The organism is Mesorhizobium sp. P2_E6, from assembly GCF_056403835.1.
Genome location: NZ_JBFUEQ010000010.1, coordinates 1 through 15195, shown reverse-complemented (window position 1 = coordinate 15195; position 15195 = coordinate 1). Strand labels below are relative to the sequence as shown.

Annotated in this window: 14 protein-coding genes; all 14 read left to right on the top strand. The window is 61.0% G+C overall.

Annotated elements, in window-relative coordinates:
- Positions 1 to 13 precede the first annotated feature (13 nt).
- The 14 genes from AC1D08_RS23700 (at position 14) to AC1D08_RS23635 (ending at position 14925) form a co-directional block, all read left to right on the top strand.
- Positions 14 to 955, top strand: a complete 942-nt coding sequence (locus tag AC1D08_RS23700) for an alpha-E domain-containing protein (protein ID WP_095085042.1) — start codon at positions 14 to 16, stop codon at positions 953 to 955.
- Positions 956 to 1007: 52 nt separating this feature from the next.
- Positions 1008 to 1802: a transglutaminase family protein gene (locus tag AC1D08_RS23695; protein WP_457154542.1), complete on the top strand. Its 795-nt coding sequence runs from the start codon at positions 1008 to 1010 to the stop codon at positions 1800 to 1802.
- A 155-nt stretch (positions 1803 to 1957) separates the two neighbouring features.
- Entirely contained in the window at positions 1958 to 2689 is a 732-nt protein-coding gene (locus AC1D08_RS23690; RefSeq protein WP_095085040.1) for a proteasome-type protease, read from the top strand.
- 109 nt (positions 2690 to 2798) lie between these two features.
- Entirely contained in the window at positions 2799 to 4211 is a 1413-nt protein-coding gene (locus AC1D08_RS23685; protein WP_457154541.1) for a pyridoxal phosphate-dependent decarboxylase family protein, read from the top strand.
- Between the two features lie 127 nt (positions 4212 to 4338).
- Positions 4339 to 5106, top strand: coding sequence for a DeoR/GlpR family DNA-binding transcription regulator (locus tag AC1D08_RS23680; protein WP_095085039.1), 768 nt, complete (start codon positions 4339 to 4341; stop codon positions 5104 to 5106).
- 126 nt (positions 5107 to 5232) lie between these two features.
- Positions 5233 to 6753: a glycerol-3-phosphate dehydrogenase gene (gene glpD / locus AC1D08_RS23675; RefSeq protein WP_477424210.1), complete on the top strand. Its 1521-nt coding sequence runs from the start codon at positions 5233 to 5235 to the stop codon at positions 6751 to 6753.
- 42 nt (positions 6754 to 6795) lie between these two features.
- The gene (locus AC1D08_RS23670; protein WP_095085037.1) at positions 6796 to 7875 is read left to right on the top strand and encodes an ABC transporter ATP-binding protein; all 1080 of its coding nucleotides are present in this window, start codon (positions 6796 to 6798) and stop codon (positions 7873 to 7875) included.
- Positions 7876 to 7884: 9 nt separating this feature from the next.
- Positions 7885 to 8952 carry an ABC transporter ATP-binding protein gene (locus AC1D08_RS23665; protein WP_457154115.1) on the top strand — a complete coding sequence of 356 codons (1068 nt, stop codon included), beginning with the start codon at positions 7885 to 7887 and terminating at the stop codon, positions 8950 to 8952.
- Positions 8953 to 9819, top strand: a complete 867-nt coding sequence (locus AC1D08_RS23660; protein ID WP_477227293.1) for a carbohydrate ABC transporter permease — start codon at positions 8953 to 8955, stop codon at positions 9817 to 9819.
- Position 9820: 1 nt separating this feature from the next.
- On the top strand, positions 9821 to 10735 hold the full coding sequence (locus AC1D08_RS23655) for a carbohydrate ABC transporter permease (RefSeq protein WP_477303648.1): 915 nt from the start codon (positions 9821 to 9823) through the stop codon (positions 10733 to 10735).
- A gap of 2 nt (positions 10736 to 10737) precedes the next feature.
- Entirely contained in the window at positions 10738 to 11025 is a 288-nt protein-coding gene (locus tag AC1D08_RS23650; protein ID WP_095085033.1) for a DUF2160 domain-containing protein, read from the top strand.
- Between the two features lie 79 nt (positions 11026 to 11104).
- Positions 11105 to 12832: an ABC transporter substrate-binding protein gene (locus AC1D08_RS23645; protein WP_095085032.1), complete on the top strand. Its 1728-nt coding sequence runs from the start codon at positions 11105 to 11107 to the stop codon at positions 12830 to 12832.
- Positions 12833 to 12925: 93 nt separating this feature from the next.
- Positions 12926 to 14419 (top strand): glycerol kinase GlpK, encoded by a 1494-nt coding sequence (glpK, locus tag AC1D08_RS23640; protein WP_477303646.1) that lies wholly within the window; start codon positions 12926 to 12928, stop codon positions 14417 to 14419.
- 29 nt (positions 14420 to 14448) lie between these two features.
- Positions 14449 to 14925, top strand: a complete 477-nt coding sequence (locus tag AC1D08_RS23635; protein ID WP_457154335.1) for a DUF6882 domain-containing protein — start codon at positions 14449 to 14451, stop codon at positions 14923 to 14925.
- The last annotated feature ends 270 nt before the right edge of the window (positions 14926 to 15195 follow it).

The window sequence follows — 15195 nt, the reverse complement described above, 5'->3', positions numbered from 1 at the left end:
TGAAGGGTTTTTGATGCTTTTAGGCCGCACCGCCAACGGGCTCTATTGGATGAACCGCTATATCGAGCGGGCCGAAAACATGGCGCGGTTGGTGGATGCCGGCTTGCGCATGGCGCTGACCCGGACCCAGAGCGCCTCGGAGGAATGGAATTCGGTGCTGCTCAGCGCCGGCTCCGACGTCGCCTTCACGCAGAAATATCAGGATTATACTGCCGCCAATGTGGCCGACTTCCTGTTGCGCGACACGTCGAACCCGTCGAGCACGATGGCGGCGATCGAGACGGCCCGCAACAACGCCCGCATGGTGCGCACCGCGCTGACGCGCGAGACGTGGGAAAGCATCAACGAAGCCTGGATGTCGTTGAAGCGGATGCTGGCAAGGCCGATCGACGAGCGCGACCTGCCGAGCGTGCTCGATGCGATCAAGCGCGAGACGGCGCTGATCCGCGGCTCGTTCTACGGCACCATGCTGCGCAACGAGATCTTCGATTTCTCGCAGCTCGGCACCTATGTCGAGCGCGCCGACAACACTGCGCGCATCCTCGACGTGAAATACTACGTGCTGTTGCCCTCGATCTCGTGGGTCGGCTCGACACTCGACAACTACCAATGGGAATCGATCCTGCGCTCGGTGTCGGCGCACCGCTCCTACCGCTGGGTCTATGACGCAGACTACAAGCCGACCAACATTGCCGACTATCTGATCCTCAATGTCCGCATGCCGCGTTCGCTGACCTTCTGCTACCGCTTCCTGGCCGAACATCTGAAATTCCTCGGCGACGACTACGGCGAGCGTCATGCCTGCCATGCGACCGCCGACAAGACGCAGGCCATGCTGAGAGCCGGGTCGATCAAGGACATATTCGACGCCGGCCTGCATGAATTCCTGGCCAATTTCATTCGCGACAATACCAGGCTCGGCGACGAGATCGCGCAGGACTACCGGTTCAATTGAGCATGATCGCGAAAAGTGGGACAAGAGCATGCTCACAAGCGGGACATAGTGCATGCGGCTGAAGATCACCCACAGGACCGAATACCGCTACGATGCACCGGTGCACTATCTGCTGCAGCGGCTGCGACTGCTTCCGGTCAGCGGATCGACGCAGACCGTTTTGTCCTGGGCACTGGCCATCGAGGGTGCGCGCGAGGAGGTTCGCTTTGTCGACCATTTCGGCAACGACACCAGGCTGTTGAGCGTCGAGGGCGAGCGCGACTTCATCACCGTGGAAGCGGCCGGCGAAGTGGTGACGCGCGACACTGCAGGCGTCTCCGGACCACACCAGGGTTTTACGCCGCTCTGGCTGTACAGCCATGAAACGCCCTTGACGGCGATCGGCAGCGGTGTTCGCGAGCTCGCCGCATCCGTCGGTAAGGGCACCGACATCGAAAGGCTGCACCGATTGATGGCTGTCATCGGCGATCGCGTCACCTACACCCCCGGCACCACCAATGCGGCGACGCCGGCAGAAGAAGCCTTGGCGCTCAAGACCGGTGTCTGCCAGGATCACACCCATATCTTTGCCGCCGCTGCGCGTACCATGGGCTTTCCTGCCCGCTATATCAGCGGCTATCTGATGCTGGATGCCGCTGTCGAGCAGGCCGCAAGCCATGCTTGGGCCGAAGCGCATGTTGCGGGTCTGGGCTGGGTCGCCTTCGATGCCGCAAACGGCATCTCTCCAGACGAGCGCTATGTAAAAGTGGCAACCGGCCGCGACTATCGCGACGCCACGCCGGTGTCGGGAATTCGGCTGGGACAGGCGGAAGAACAGCTTGCGGTCACCGTCACGGTGGAGCAGTAATCCGCCAAGATTGCTGCCGGAGCAATTCAGGAAAAGCGTGAAACGGTTTTCCCGGGAAAAGCGGATAGCGCTTTCCCTTGGGAATTGCGTCGAAACAAGGAGATAGAGCGGTTCTGCGTTTCCGTGAAACGATGAATCGCTCTAGAAGAGATTCCATGACCTATTGCGTCGGCCTGAAGATTGATCGCGGGCTCGTGTTCATGTCGGACACGCGCACCAATGCCGGTATGGATTCGATTTCCACCTTCCGCAAGATGCATGTCTGGGAGCAGCCGGGAGAGCGCGTCATCGTGCTGATGTCAGCCGGCAACCTGGCGACGACCCAGGCAGTGGTCAGCCTGCTCGACGAACGCACCAAGGCAATCGCCGATCGTCACGCCACGCTTTTGGAGACGCCGTCGATGTATCAGACGGTGCGGCTGGTCGGCGATACGGTGAAGGAGGTCATCGCCAGCTCGTCACCCGCGGGCGAGAAGGCGGATTCCTACTTCAATGCCTCGTTCATCCTCGGCGGCCAGATCAAGGGCAGCGAACCGCGCCTGTTCATGATCTATCCCGAAGGCAATTTCATCGAATCGACCGACGACACGCCGTTCTTCCAGATCGGCGAGACCAAATATGGCAAGCCGATCATTATCCGCGCCTACGAAAAGACGATGAGCCTTGCAGAGACGGTGAAGCTGCTTCTGGTGTCGTTCGATTCGACACTGAAGTCGAACCTGTCTGTCGGCTTGCCGCTCGACCTGCTTTTCCTGGAGAAGGACACTTTCAAGGTGGGGCTGAAGAAACGGATCGGGCAGGACGACCAGTATTACCGCACGATCTCGGATGGCTGGTCGAATGCGCTGAAGACAGCTTTTGCCAGCCTGCCCGATTTCCCGGGGTAGGCGCGCGGCGCCAGATGGCGGTTGCATATATTTCACATGTTAAATAATATCGAGCCTTGAAGAGCCAGCCGTGATGGGCGGCGGCGAGGAATCTTGTCGGGAGGACACGATGAACAATGATGATTTCCGGCAATGGTCGCGGCGCGCCGCCGACTGGGGCGCCGACTACCGCAACACGCTGCGCGAGCAGCCGGTGCGGCCGCTGGTCGAGCCGGGCGATATTTTCAGGAGCATAGAGGCTTCGCCGCCCGAAGACGCCGAACCGATGGACAGGATTTTCGCCGACTTCGAAGAGAAGATCCTGCCGGGGATGACGCATTGGCAGCATCCGCGCTTCTTCGCCTATTTCCCGGCCAATGCGGCGCCGGTCTCGGTGGTGGCGGAATATCTGGTCTCTGCGATGGCCGCGCAATGTATGCTTTGGCAGACCTCGCCGGCGGCGACCGAGCTCGAAACGCGCACCGTCGACTGGATGCGCCAGGCGCTTGGCCTGCCGGAAGGTTTCTCAGGCGTGATCCAGGATTCGGCCTCATCCGCGACGCTGGCCGCGGTGCTGACCATGCGCGAGCGCGCGCTCGACTGGCAAGGCAACAAAAAGGGACTGGCGGGGCAGGCGCGGTTGCGCATCTATTCCTCCGACCAGGTGCACACCTCGATCGACCGGGCGATCTGGGTGTCTGGTATCGGCGAGGACAATCTCGTGCGCGTCCCCGTCGGTGGCCGCTTTCGCGCAATGGACACGGCAGCGCTCGAGGCGGCAATCATTGCCGACCGGGAAGCCGGCATGCTGCCGGCGGGCATTATCGCCTGCGTCGGCGGCACCAGCACTGGTGGCACCGACGACATCGCGGCGGTTGCGGAGGTGGCGCGGCGCCATGGCCTTTACCTTCATGTCGACGCGGCCTGGGCCGGCTCGGCAATGATCTGCCCGGAATACCGGCATTTCTGGAGCGGTGTCGAAGCGGCGGATTCCGTTGTCTTCAATCCCCACAAATGGCTCGGTGCGCAGTTCGATTGCTCGATCCAGTTCCTGCGCGATCCCGAAAGCCATGTGCGGACGCTGGCCATCAAGCCGGATTACCTGAAGACCCATGGCCATGACGGCATCATCAATTATTCCGAGTGGTCGGTGCCTCTCGGCCGGCGGTTCCGCGCACTGAAATTGTGGTTCCTGCTGCGCGCGCATGGGCTGGAAAGCCTGCGAACGATGATCCGCAACCATGTCGCCTGGAGCGAAGGCCTTGCCGCGCGGCTGGCAAAGGAGCCGGATTTCGAGATCGTCAGCGAACCGATGCTGTCGCTGTTTTCGTTCCGGCACAAGGCTGGAACCGGCGCCGACGCGGACGAGCACAATCTGCGGCTGGTCAATGCGATCAACGATGATGGCCGCATCTACCTGACGCAGACGAAAGTCGACGGACGAGTGGCGATCCGGTTCCAGGTCGGACAGTTCGAGGCGACTGCCGGCGATGTCGATGCCGCCTTCGTCGTCATCGCCGAAATCGCGCGCGGCATGGGCTGAATCTGCCTTGACGAGGTTGCGTACTGCTTTGGCTTTGCGATCAGGTAAATTCTATTAGCCGGCTTATGCCTTTTCATTGCTTTCGTTTTCGACTATAGACAAGAAAAACGAAAACGGGAGGTTGCCCATGTATCTGTCGCCGCGCCATGCCGAAATCATCCAGATGGCCAAGGATCATGGTCGCGTGCTGGTCGACGATCTAGCCACCCACTTCAATGTGACGCCGCAGACCATACGCAAGGATCTCAACGACCTGTGCGATCAGCGGCTGCTTTCGCGCATCCATGGTGGTGCGTTGTTCCCCTCCGGCATCGAGAACATGGAGTATGAGGCGAGGCGCAAGATCGCCGCCGACGAGAAGGAAGCGATCGGCCGCGCGGCAGCCAGACTGATCCCCGACAATGCCTCGCTGTTCATCAACATCGGCACGACTACGGAGTCGGTCAGCAAGGCGCTACTCGATCACAATGGGCTGATGGTCATCACCAATAACATCAATGTTGCCAACAGGATGCGCATATATCCCTCGATCGAGGTGGTGATCGCCGGTGGGGTTGTGCGCGGTTCCGATGGCGGCGTGGTCGGCGAAGCCGCGGTCGATTTCATCCGGCAGTTCAAGGTCGATTATGCGGTGATCGGCGCTTCGGCCATCGACCATGACGGCGCCTTGCTCGATTTCGATTTCCGTGAGGTCAAGGTGGCGCAGGCGATCATCGCCAATGCGCGTCATGTCATCCTGGTTTCCGACCAGACCAAATTCGAGCGCACCGCGCCTGTCCGCATCGGCCATCTGTCGCAAGTCAACACCTTCATCACCGACCGTTGCGACATTCCGTCGGTGCGCAAGATTTGCCAGGAGGCCGAGGTTCAACTGATCGAGACGTCGCTCGGCTAAGCGGCGTCGGCATATCATCACGCGCCTGTGATATTTCGTTTGACATTCGTTCTTATTTCGAAATAATCCCGATACGGTTTCGTAAAAACCTAAAAATGCTGCAATGCGAAATCGCGGGAGGGCTTTTTGGACGCAATCCGGGACATCTTCGTCATCGGTGGCGGCATCAATGGTTGCGGCATTGCCCGCGATGCCGTCGGGCGTGGCTTTTCCGTGTTTCTCGCCGAGATGAGCGACCTCGCCAGCGGGACCTCCTCAGGATCGACCAAGTTGATCCATGGCGGCCTGCGCTACCTCGAATTCTATGAATTCCGCCTGGTGCGCGAGGCGCTGATGGAGCGCGAGGTTCTGTGGAAGAACGCGCCGCATATCATCTGGCCGATGCGCTTCGTGCTGCCCTATGCCAAGGGCTTGCGTCCGGCCTGGTTGATAAGGCTCGGCCTCTTTCTCTACGATCACATTGGCGGGCGCAAATTGCTGCCGGCGACCAGGACGCTGGACATGACCAGGGATACGGCCGGCAAACCTCTGAAGCCGCTGTTCAAAAGGGCCTTCGAGTATTCGGATGGCTGGGTCAACGATGCGCGGCTGGTGGCGCTGAACGCGCGTGATGCCGCTGATCGCGGCGCAACCATCCGCACCCGTACGAAAGTGGTCGAAGCACGCCGCGAAAATGGGTTGTGGACGATCAAGATCGAGAACCTGCAAACCGGCGAGACCGAGGAGATCAAGGCAAGGCTGCTGGTCAATGCCGCCGGACCCTGGGTCGATCATGTGCTGTCCGGCGTGGTCGGCCTCAACGATGTGCACAATGTCCGCCTCGTGCAGGGCAGCCACATCGTCATCGCCAAGAAATTCGACGATCCGCGCGCCTATTTCTTCCAGAACAAGGATGGCCGCATCATCTTCGCCATTCCCTACGAGGAAGAGTTCACCTTGATCGGCACCACCGACCAGGACTATCCCGGCGACCCGCATGACGTGAAAATCAGCGACACCGAGATCGACTACCTCTGTGCCGCGGCAAGCGAATATTTCGCGCAACCGGTCAAGCGCCAGGACATCGTCTGGACCTATTCGGCCGTCCGTCCTCTCTACGATGACGGCGCTTCGAAGGCGCAGGAGGCGACGCGCGACTATGTGATCAAGGCCGATGGTGGCGAGGGCGCTGCGCCGGTCGTCAATGCGTTTGGCGGCAAGATCACCACCTATCGCCGGTTGTCGGAATCGATGCTGGAAAAGATCGAGGGCTTCCTCGGCAAGCGCGGCAAGCCATGGACGGCAAACGCGCCACTGCCGGGTGGAGATTTCCCGGCCACCGGCTTCGACGCGCAAGTGGCGAAGCTGAAGTCGGCCTATCCCTTCCTCGACGCACGCCTGGCCCGCAGGCTGACCCGGCTTTACGGGACGCGGGCGCAGGTTCTGCTGGGTCTGGCCAAATCGAATGCCGATCTCGGCCGCAATTTCGGTGCCGATCTCTACGAGGCCGAGATACGCTACCTCGTTGAGAACGAATGGGCGGTCACCGCCGAGGATGTGCTATGGCGCAGGACCAAGCGCGGCCTGCACCTTAGCCGCGAGCAGGTGGCATCGCTCGATGAATTCATGCGCGGCATAAGCCGGCGGCATGTCGCGGCTGCCGAATGAAGAGGGGTTTAAGCTGATGCGGAAAGCCTGGGAGGAGGCGTCATGCTGGAACTGAGAAACGTCACCAAGACGGTCGGTGCGGCCGAGCATATCCGCGACGTGTCGCTGACGCTTCAGCATGGCTCGCTCAACGTCCTGCTTGGGCCCACGCTTTCGGGCAAGACCAGCCTGATGCGGCTGATGGCGGGTCTCGATGTGCCGACCTCCGGCTCGGTCTGGTTCGACGGCCAGAACGTCACCGGCGTGCCGGTGCAAAAGCGCAAGATTGCCATGGTCTACCAGCAGTTCATCAACTATCCGGCGATGACCGTCTATGAGAACATCGCCTCGCCGCTGCGGGTGGCCGGGACCGAGCAGGCCAAGATCGACAAGGAAGTGCGCAATGCCGCGGCCCTGCTCAAGCTGACGCCCTATCTCGACCGCACGCCGCTCAGCTTGTCGGGCGGGCAGCAGCAGCGCACCGCGCTGGCGCGCGCCATCGTCAAGAATGCCAGCCTGGTGCTGCTCGATGAGCCGCTTGCCAATCTCGACTACAAATTGCGCGAGGAATTGCGCGCTGAACTGCCGAAGATCTTCGCCGCCGCCGGCACCATCTTCGTCTATGCCACGACCGAGCCGCATGAAGCGCTGCTGCTCGGCGGCAATACGGCGACACTTTCCGAAGGACGCATCACCCAGTTCGGCCCGACCATCGAGGTGTTCCGCAAGCCGGCCGATCTGGTGACGGCAAGGACCTTCGCCGATCCGCCGCTCAACACCATCGTGCTCGCCAAGAAGGGCCCGGATTTCCTGCTCGACGGCGGCGTGAAGCTGCCGGTGCCGGCCGAGCTCTCGGGCATTGCCGATGCGAACTATACGATCGGCTTCCAGCCGCATCATCTGTCGCTCGAACGGCCCAATGCCTTGGCCGTGCCGGTGCGTGCAAAGGTCACGATCACTGAAATCACCGGGTCGGAGAGCTTCATCCATCTCGATTTCGCCGATGTGCGTTGGGTGATGCTGACCCACGGCATCCGCCATTTCGAGCCCGACGAGGTGGTCGAGGTGTTCATCGATCCGCGCCACATCATGGTTTTCGACGAGCACGGCCGCGCCGTCAGCGCGCCGAAGCTGGCGGCATAGGAGGGCGATATGGCGCGCATCGACGTCAATCATGTCAGGCATTCCTATCTGCCGAACCCGCGGACGGATGCCGATTTCGCACTGCGCGAAGTGCATCACACCTTTGAGGATGGCGGCGCCTATGCGCTGCTCGGTCCTTCCGGTTGCGGCAAGACCACGCTGCTCAACATCATTTCGGGCCTGCTTCATCCCTCGCATGGCCAGTTGCTGTTCGACGGCAAGGACGTGACCAACCTGTCGACACAGGAGCGCAACATCGCGCAGGTGTTCCAGTTCCCGGTCATCTACGACACCATGACCGTCTACGACAATCTGGCCTTTCCCCTGCGCAATCGCGGCGTGCCGGAAGCCGATGTCGACCGCAAGGTGCGCGAGACGCTGGAGATGATCGATCTGGCGTCCTGGGCAAAGAAGAAGGCGAGGGGCCTGACCGCCGACCAGAAGCAGAAGATTTCGCTTGGTCGCGGACTGGTGCGCTCCGACGTCAACGCCATCCTGTTCGATGAGCCGCTGACCGTCATCGACCCGCACATGAAATGGGTGCTGCGTTCGCAATTGAAGCAACTGCACCGCCGCTTCGGCTACACCATGGTCTACGTCACCCACGACCAGACCGAGGCGCTGACCTTCGCCGACCAGGTCGTGGTGATGTATGACGGCGGCATCGTCCAGATCGGCACGCCGGCGGAACTGTTCGAGCGGCCGCGCCACACTTTTGTCGGGTATTTTATCGGCTCGCCCGGCATGAACGTCATGCCGGTGGCAATCGACGGCAAGACGGCAACGCTCGGCTCGCAGCGGATCGAACTGCCGGGCACGCCGAAGGCAGGCAGCGGTGCCATCGAGCTTGGCATCCGTCCCGAATATGTGCGGCTCGGCCGCGACGGCATGGCCGTCTCGATCAGCAAGGTCGAGGATGTCGGACGCCACAAGGTGGTTCGCGCCAAGCTGGAAGGCCGCGACATCGCGGCGGTCATCGGCGAGGACGAGAGCGTACCCGCCGAACCGAAAGTCCGGTTCGATCCGGCCGGTATCAACATCTATGCCGATTCCTGGCGCGTCGAGATGGGGGCATAGATGGAAAAGACCTGGAACAACAAGGCCTGGTTCCTGGTGCTGCCGGTGCTGGTGCTGGTGGCGTTCTCGGCCGTCATTCCGCTGATGACGGTCGTCAACTATTCGGTACAGGACACGTTCGGCAACAATGTCTTCTTCTGGGCCGGCACCGAATGGTTCGAGGAATTGCTGTCCTCCAGCCGCTTCTGGGAAGCGATGGTCCGCAATCTGATCTTCTCCTTCATAATTCTGACCATCCAAGTGCCGCTCGGCATCTTCATCGCGCTCAACATGCCGAAAAAGGGCTGGGGCGTGCCGGTCTGCCTGGTGCTGATGGCGCTGCCGCTGCTGATCCCGTGGAACGTGGTCGGCACCATCTGGCAGGTCTTCGGCCGCAATGACATCGGCCTACTCGGCTACTACGTCAACGCGCTCGGCATCGACTACAACTACGTCCAGGATCCGTTCGACGCCTGGGTCACCATCATCATCATGGATGTCTGGCACTGGACGAGCCTGGTCGTGCTGCTCTGCTATGCCGGCCTGGTCTCCATTCCCGATGCCTTCTACCAGGCGGCCAAGATCGACGGCGCTTCGCGCTGGGCGGTGTTCCGCTACATCCAGCTGCCGAAGATGCAGCGTGTGCTTTTGATCGCCGTGCTGCTGCGTTTCATGGACAGTTTCATGATCTACACCGAGCCTTTTGTCGTCACCGGCGGCGGTCCCGGCAATTCGACGACGTTCCTGTCGATCGACCTCGTCAAGACCGCGCTCGGCCAGTTCGACCTTGGTCCGGCCGCAGCGATGTCGCTGGTCTACTTCCTCATCATCCTGTTGTTGTCGTGGGTGTTCTACACCGTGATGACCAATTACGACGCGGAGCGCTGAGATGAGCGGCGCCAACGAAAGAGCGAACAGAGTGGGCGAGACGACAGCTTCGGGAGAACTGGCCAGCACGCTGTCGCAGGATGAGGTCGCCCGGCTGATGCGGCGTCGCGGCGAGGAATCGCGCTGGTGGTGGCTCGTGCCGACGATCTACATCATCGTTCTCCTGCTGCCGATCTACTGGCTCATCAACATGAGCTTCAAGACCAATGCCGAGATCGTCTCCTCGCTGACGCTCTATCCACACGCGCCGACAATCGCCAACTACGTCACCATCTTCACCGATGCATCCTGGTATTCGGGCTACATCAATTCGATCACCTATGTGGTGATGAACATGGTGATTTCGGTGACCGCGGCCTTGCCGGCGGCCTACGCGTTCTCTCGCTACCGCTTCCTCGGCGACAAGCATCTGTTCTTCTGGCTTTTGACCAACCGCATGGCGCCGCCGGCGGTGTTCGCGCTGCCGTTCTTCCAGCTCTACTCGGCCTTCGGCCTGATCGACACCCATATCGCGGTGGCGCTTGCACACTGCCTGTTCAACGTGCCTTTGGCGGTGTGGATCCTCGAAGGCTTCATGTCGGGCGTGCCGAAGGAAATCGACGAGACCGCCTATATCGACGGCTATTCGTTCCCGCGTTTCTTCATCAAGATATTCATGCCGCTGATCGCCAGCGGCATCGGTGTGGCCTGCTTCTTCTGCTTCATGTTCTCATGGGTGGAACTGCTGATCGCCCGCACCCTGACGACCACCTATGCCAAGCCGATCGCCGCCACCATGACCCGCACGGTTTCGGCCGCCGGCATGGATTGGGGTCTGCTCGCCGCAGCCGGCGTGCTGACGTTGATCCCCGGAGCGCTCGTCATCTGGTTCGTGCGCAACTATATCGCCAAGGGCTTCGCCCTGGGGAGGGTATGACAATGAACTTCGACCTCTCCTGGATGGCGTGGACGTGGCCGACGGCGGCCTTCTTCGCAACCATTCTGCTGCTGCTGTGCGGCATGGCGGTGTGGGAATACGCTTCGCCGGGTGGCAATCCGCGCGTTGGCATCCTGCGCTTCGAGACGACGCGCGGCGACCGTCTCTTTCTATCGCTGCTTGGCAGCGCCTTTATCCATCTCGCTTGGCTGGGTCTTGTCGGACCCAGCCTCTGGTGGGCTCTCGCTCTCTCCGTGGTCTACGCCATCGGCGTGTTCCGCTACGTATAGAGGGGGAAACTGTTGGAGCGACCGCGTGCCGGCGGCCGCTCCAGATCGCACTTGAAACCTGAAACAGTGGAGGAAACTTATGCGACGGCAATTTTTAACATCAACGACTGCCCTTGTCCTATTGCTCGGCGTGGGCAACGCCTACGCCGGGATGGACGAGGCAAAAGCTTTTCTGGACAAGGAGATAGGTCCGCTCTCGACGCTTTCGCGCGCCGACCAGGAAGCCGAAATGCAGTGGTTTATTGACGCAGCCAAGCCATTCGCCGGCATGGACATCAAGGTCGTCTCCGAAACCATCGCCACGCACCAGTATGAATCGCAGGTGCTGGCGCCGGCCTTTACCGCCATCACCGGCATCAAGATCACGCATGACGTCATCCAGGAAGGCGACGTCGTCGAGAAGATCCAGACCCAGATGCAGACTGGCCAGAACCTCTATGACGGCTGGGTCAACGATTCCGATCTGATCGGCACCCATTGGCGCTACCAGCAGGTGCGCAACCTGACCGACTGGATGGCGGGCGACGGCAAGGATGTCACCAACCCGAACCTCGACCTGAAGGACTTCATCGGCACCTCGTTCACGACGGCGCCCGACAAGAAGCTCTACCAGCTTCCCGACCAGCAGTTCGCCAACCTCTACTGGTTCCGTTACGACTGGTTCAACGACGAGAAGAACAAGGCCGACTTCAAGGCCAAGTACGGCTACGACCTCGGCGTGCCGGTCAACTGGTCGGCCTATGAGGACATCGCCGAATTCTTCACCGGCCGCGAGATCGACGGCAAGAAGGTCTATGGCCACATGGACTACGGCAAGAAGGACCCGTCGCTCGGCTGGCGGTTCACCGACGCCTGGCTGTCGATGGCCGGCAATGGCGACAAGGGCATTCCGAACGGTCTGCCGGTCGACGAATGGGGCATCAAGGTCGACGCGAATTCGCGGCCCGTCGGCTCCTGCACGGCACGCGGTGGTGACACCAACGGCCCGGCCGCTGTCTACTCGATTCAGAAATACCTCGACTGGCTGAAGGCCTACGCCCCGGCGGAAGCCCAGGGCATGACCTTCTCTGAATCCGGACCGGTGCCGGCACAAGGTGCGGTTGCCCAGCAGATCTTCTGGTACACCGCCTTCACCGCGTCGATGGTCGACGCCAGCGCCAAGGCGGTGCTGAACGACGACGGCACGCCGAAATGGCGCATGGCACCGTCGCCGCACGGCGTCTACTGGAAGGACGGCATGAAGCTCGGCTATCAGGACGTCGGTTCCTGGACGTTGATGAAGTCGACGCCGACCGACCGCGCCAAGGCCGCCTGGCTCTATGCGCAGTTCGTCACCTCGAAGACCGTGGACGTGAAGAAGAGCCATGTCGGCCTGACCTTCATCCGCGAGAGCACGATCCACGACAAGAGCTTCACCGAGCGTGCGCCGAAACTCGGCGGCTTGATCGAGTTCTATCGCTCGCCGGCCCGCGTCCAGTGGTCGCCGACCGGCACCAACGTGCCTGACTATCCGAAGCTGGCACAGCTCTGGTGGCAGGCGATCGGCGATGCGTCGTCGGGTGCCAAGACCGCGCAGGAAGCGATGGACTCGCTGTGCGGCGAGCAGGAAAAGGTCATGAGCCGCATCGAGAAGTCGGGCGTCCAGGGCGATATCGGCCCGAAGATGGCCGAAGAGCACGACCTCGCCTACTGGAACGCCGACGCGGTCAAGAACGGCAATCTCGCGCCTCAGCTCAAGATCGAGAACGAGAAGGAAAAGCCGATCACCATCAACTACGACGAACTGGTGAAGAGCTGGCAGAAGTAGGACTGTCCTATGCGGGCGCTCGCGCCCGTGTGACATTGGGGGAGGCGGCATGTTGCCGTCTCCCCTGTTTGTATCAAGGCGGAGGACATCTGAATGAGCGGTTTTGTGCTGGCAATCGACCAGGGAACGACATCGACCCGGGCGATCCTGTTCGATGGTCAGATGAAAGTCGTCGGCAGCGGGCAGAAGGAATTCGCCCAGCATTATCCCGCGTCCGGCTGGGTCGAGCACGATCCCGAGGAAATCTGGGCGAGCGTCGTGACGACGGTAAAGGCTGCTTTGAAGAAAGCCGGCCTGGCCGCTTCGGATGTCGCTGCCATCGGCATCACCAATCAGCGCGAGACCGTCGTCATCTGGGACAGGGCGACCGGCAAGCCGATCCACAATGCCATCGTCTGGCAGGACCGGCGCACCGCGCCGCTCTGCCAGAAGCTCAAGAAGCAGGGGCTTGAGAAGAAATTCACCAGGAAGACCGGCCTGCTGCTCGATCCCTATTTCTCAGGCACCAAGATCGCCTGGATGCTCGACAAGGTGAAAGGTGCGAGAAAACGCGCCGAGAAGGGCGAATTGTTGGCCGGCACCATCGACAGCTTCCTGATCTGGCGGCTGACCGGCGGCAAGGTTCATGCCACGGACGCCACCAACGCCTCGCGCACGCTGGTTTACAACATCGAGAAAAACGCCTGGGACGACGAGCTGCTGTCGGTTCTCAACATTCCGGCAAAAATGCTTCCCGAGGTAAAAGACTGCGCCGATGACTATGGAATCACGGAGAAAAATCTCTTCGGTGCCGAGATAAGAATCCTCGGCGTTGCCGGCGACCAGCATGCCGCGACCATCGGCCAGGCCTGCTTCGAGCCGGGGATGATGAAATCAACCTATGGCACCGGCTGTTTTGCGCTGCTCAACACCGGCAGCGATCTGGTGCGTTCGAAGAACCGGCTGCTAACCACCATTGCCTACCGGCTGAACGGCAAGACGACCTATGCGCTGGAAGGTTCGATCTTCATTGCCGGGGCTGCCGTGCAATGGCTGCGCGATGGCATCAAGGTGATCGGCAAGGCCGAGCACAGCGGCAAGCTGGCGGCCGAGGCTGACCCGACCCAGAACGTCTATCTGGTGCCGGCCTTTGTCGGGCTCGGCGCACCGCATTGGGATGCCGAGGCTCGAGGCGCCATTTTCGGGCTCACGCGCAATTCCGGTCCGGCGGAGTTTGCACGTGCTGCCCTGGAATCCGTCGCCTACCAGACGCGGGACCTGCTCGATGCCATGCACAAGGACTGGAAAGGTGCGTCGGTCGAGACAGTGCTTCGCGTCGACGGCGGCATGGTGGCGTCGGACTGGACCATGCAGCGCCTGGCCGATATCCTCGATGCGCCGGTCGATCGCCCGACCATTCTGGAGACGACGGCACTCGGTGCCGCCTGGCTGGCCGGCTCGAGGGCCGGCGTCTGGCCGGATGCCAGGAAGTTTGCGAAAAGCTGGGCACTCGAACGGCGCTTCCAGCCGGACATGGACCCGCCGACGCGCTCCACCAAGCTGGCTGGTTGGCGCGATGCTGTGCACAGGACACTGAGTGTGCCATAAGCAAATCATCAGGGTCTTGGGGCGAGAGAATGAAGCCTGACTGGTATCCAGCTTGGCGCGACGAAGCCATCGAACAGCTGAAGGTCAAGAATGACCGTTTGGAGAAAGACTTCCGCATCGGCCACTGGTCTCGCTACGACTATGACATAGCAACCAGAAGGCTTCTGTTTTCCAAAGACGGGGACGTTAGAGTGACTGCGGAGGTCCAGATTGCCGGTCACACGACCGCTAAGTCACAGAGTTGGCTCTGGGCTTGGGCAGTTTCAAATTGGCCCGACGATGTCATGATCGACGCAAAGCTGGTTCGAACGTTCGGCGAGACGAACAGCATCGACGAACTGACCCAGCTTTACGTCACGGATGCGGATGGTGACCTGGAAGTGCTTGGGTGGGAACTTAGCGCTGTGGCGGTTCGAATTTGCGACGCCCTCGGAGCATATCGCTCACCGCATGGGGAACCAGATGCGCGTTATTACATAATCAAGAGCATCAGCTGGGCAGGCTGATGCTACTTCGATAGATCGAATTAAAAAGATCGGATGATTGGGGCTCCGGCGGCCTCCCTGCATGGGAGTAGCGGGAGGTCGGTCTTCCGGGCAGGCTCCAACAGTTCAACCGGTCAGGAGGTCTGCCATGGAACTGTTCGTCGGTCTTGATGTTTCCGTTCGCACCACCAGCGTCTGCGTAATGGACACGGGTGGCAAACTCATTCGAGAGAGCAAGGTGGAGACCGAGCTGGAGGCGATCGGCGCCCTGCTTCACGCGATTGGCGGCCC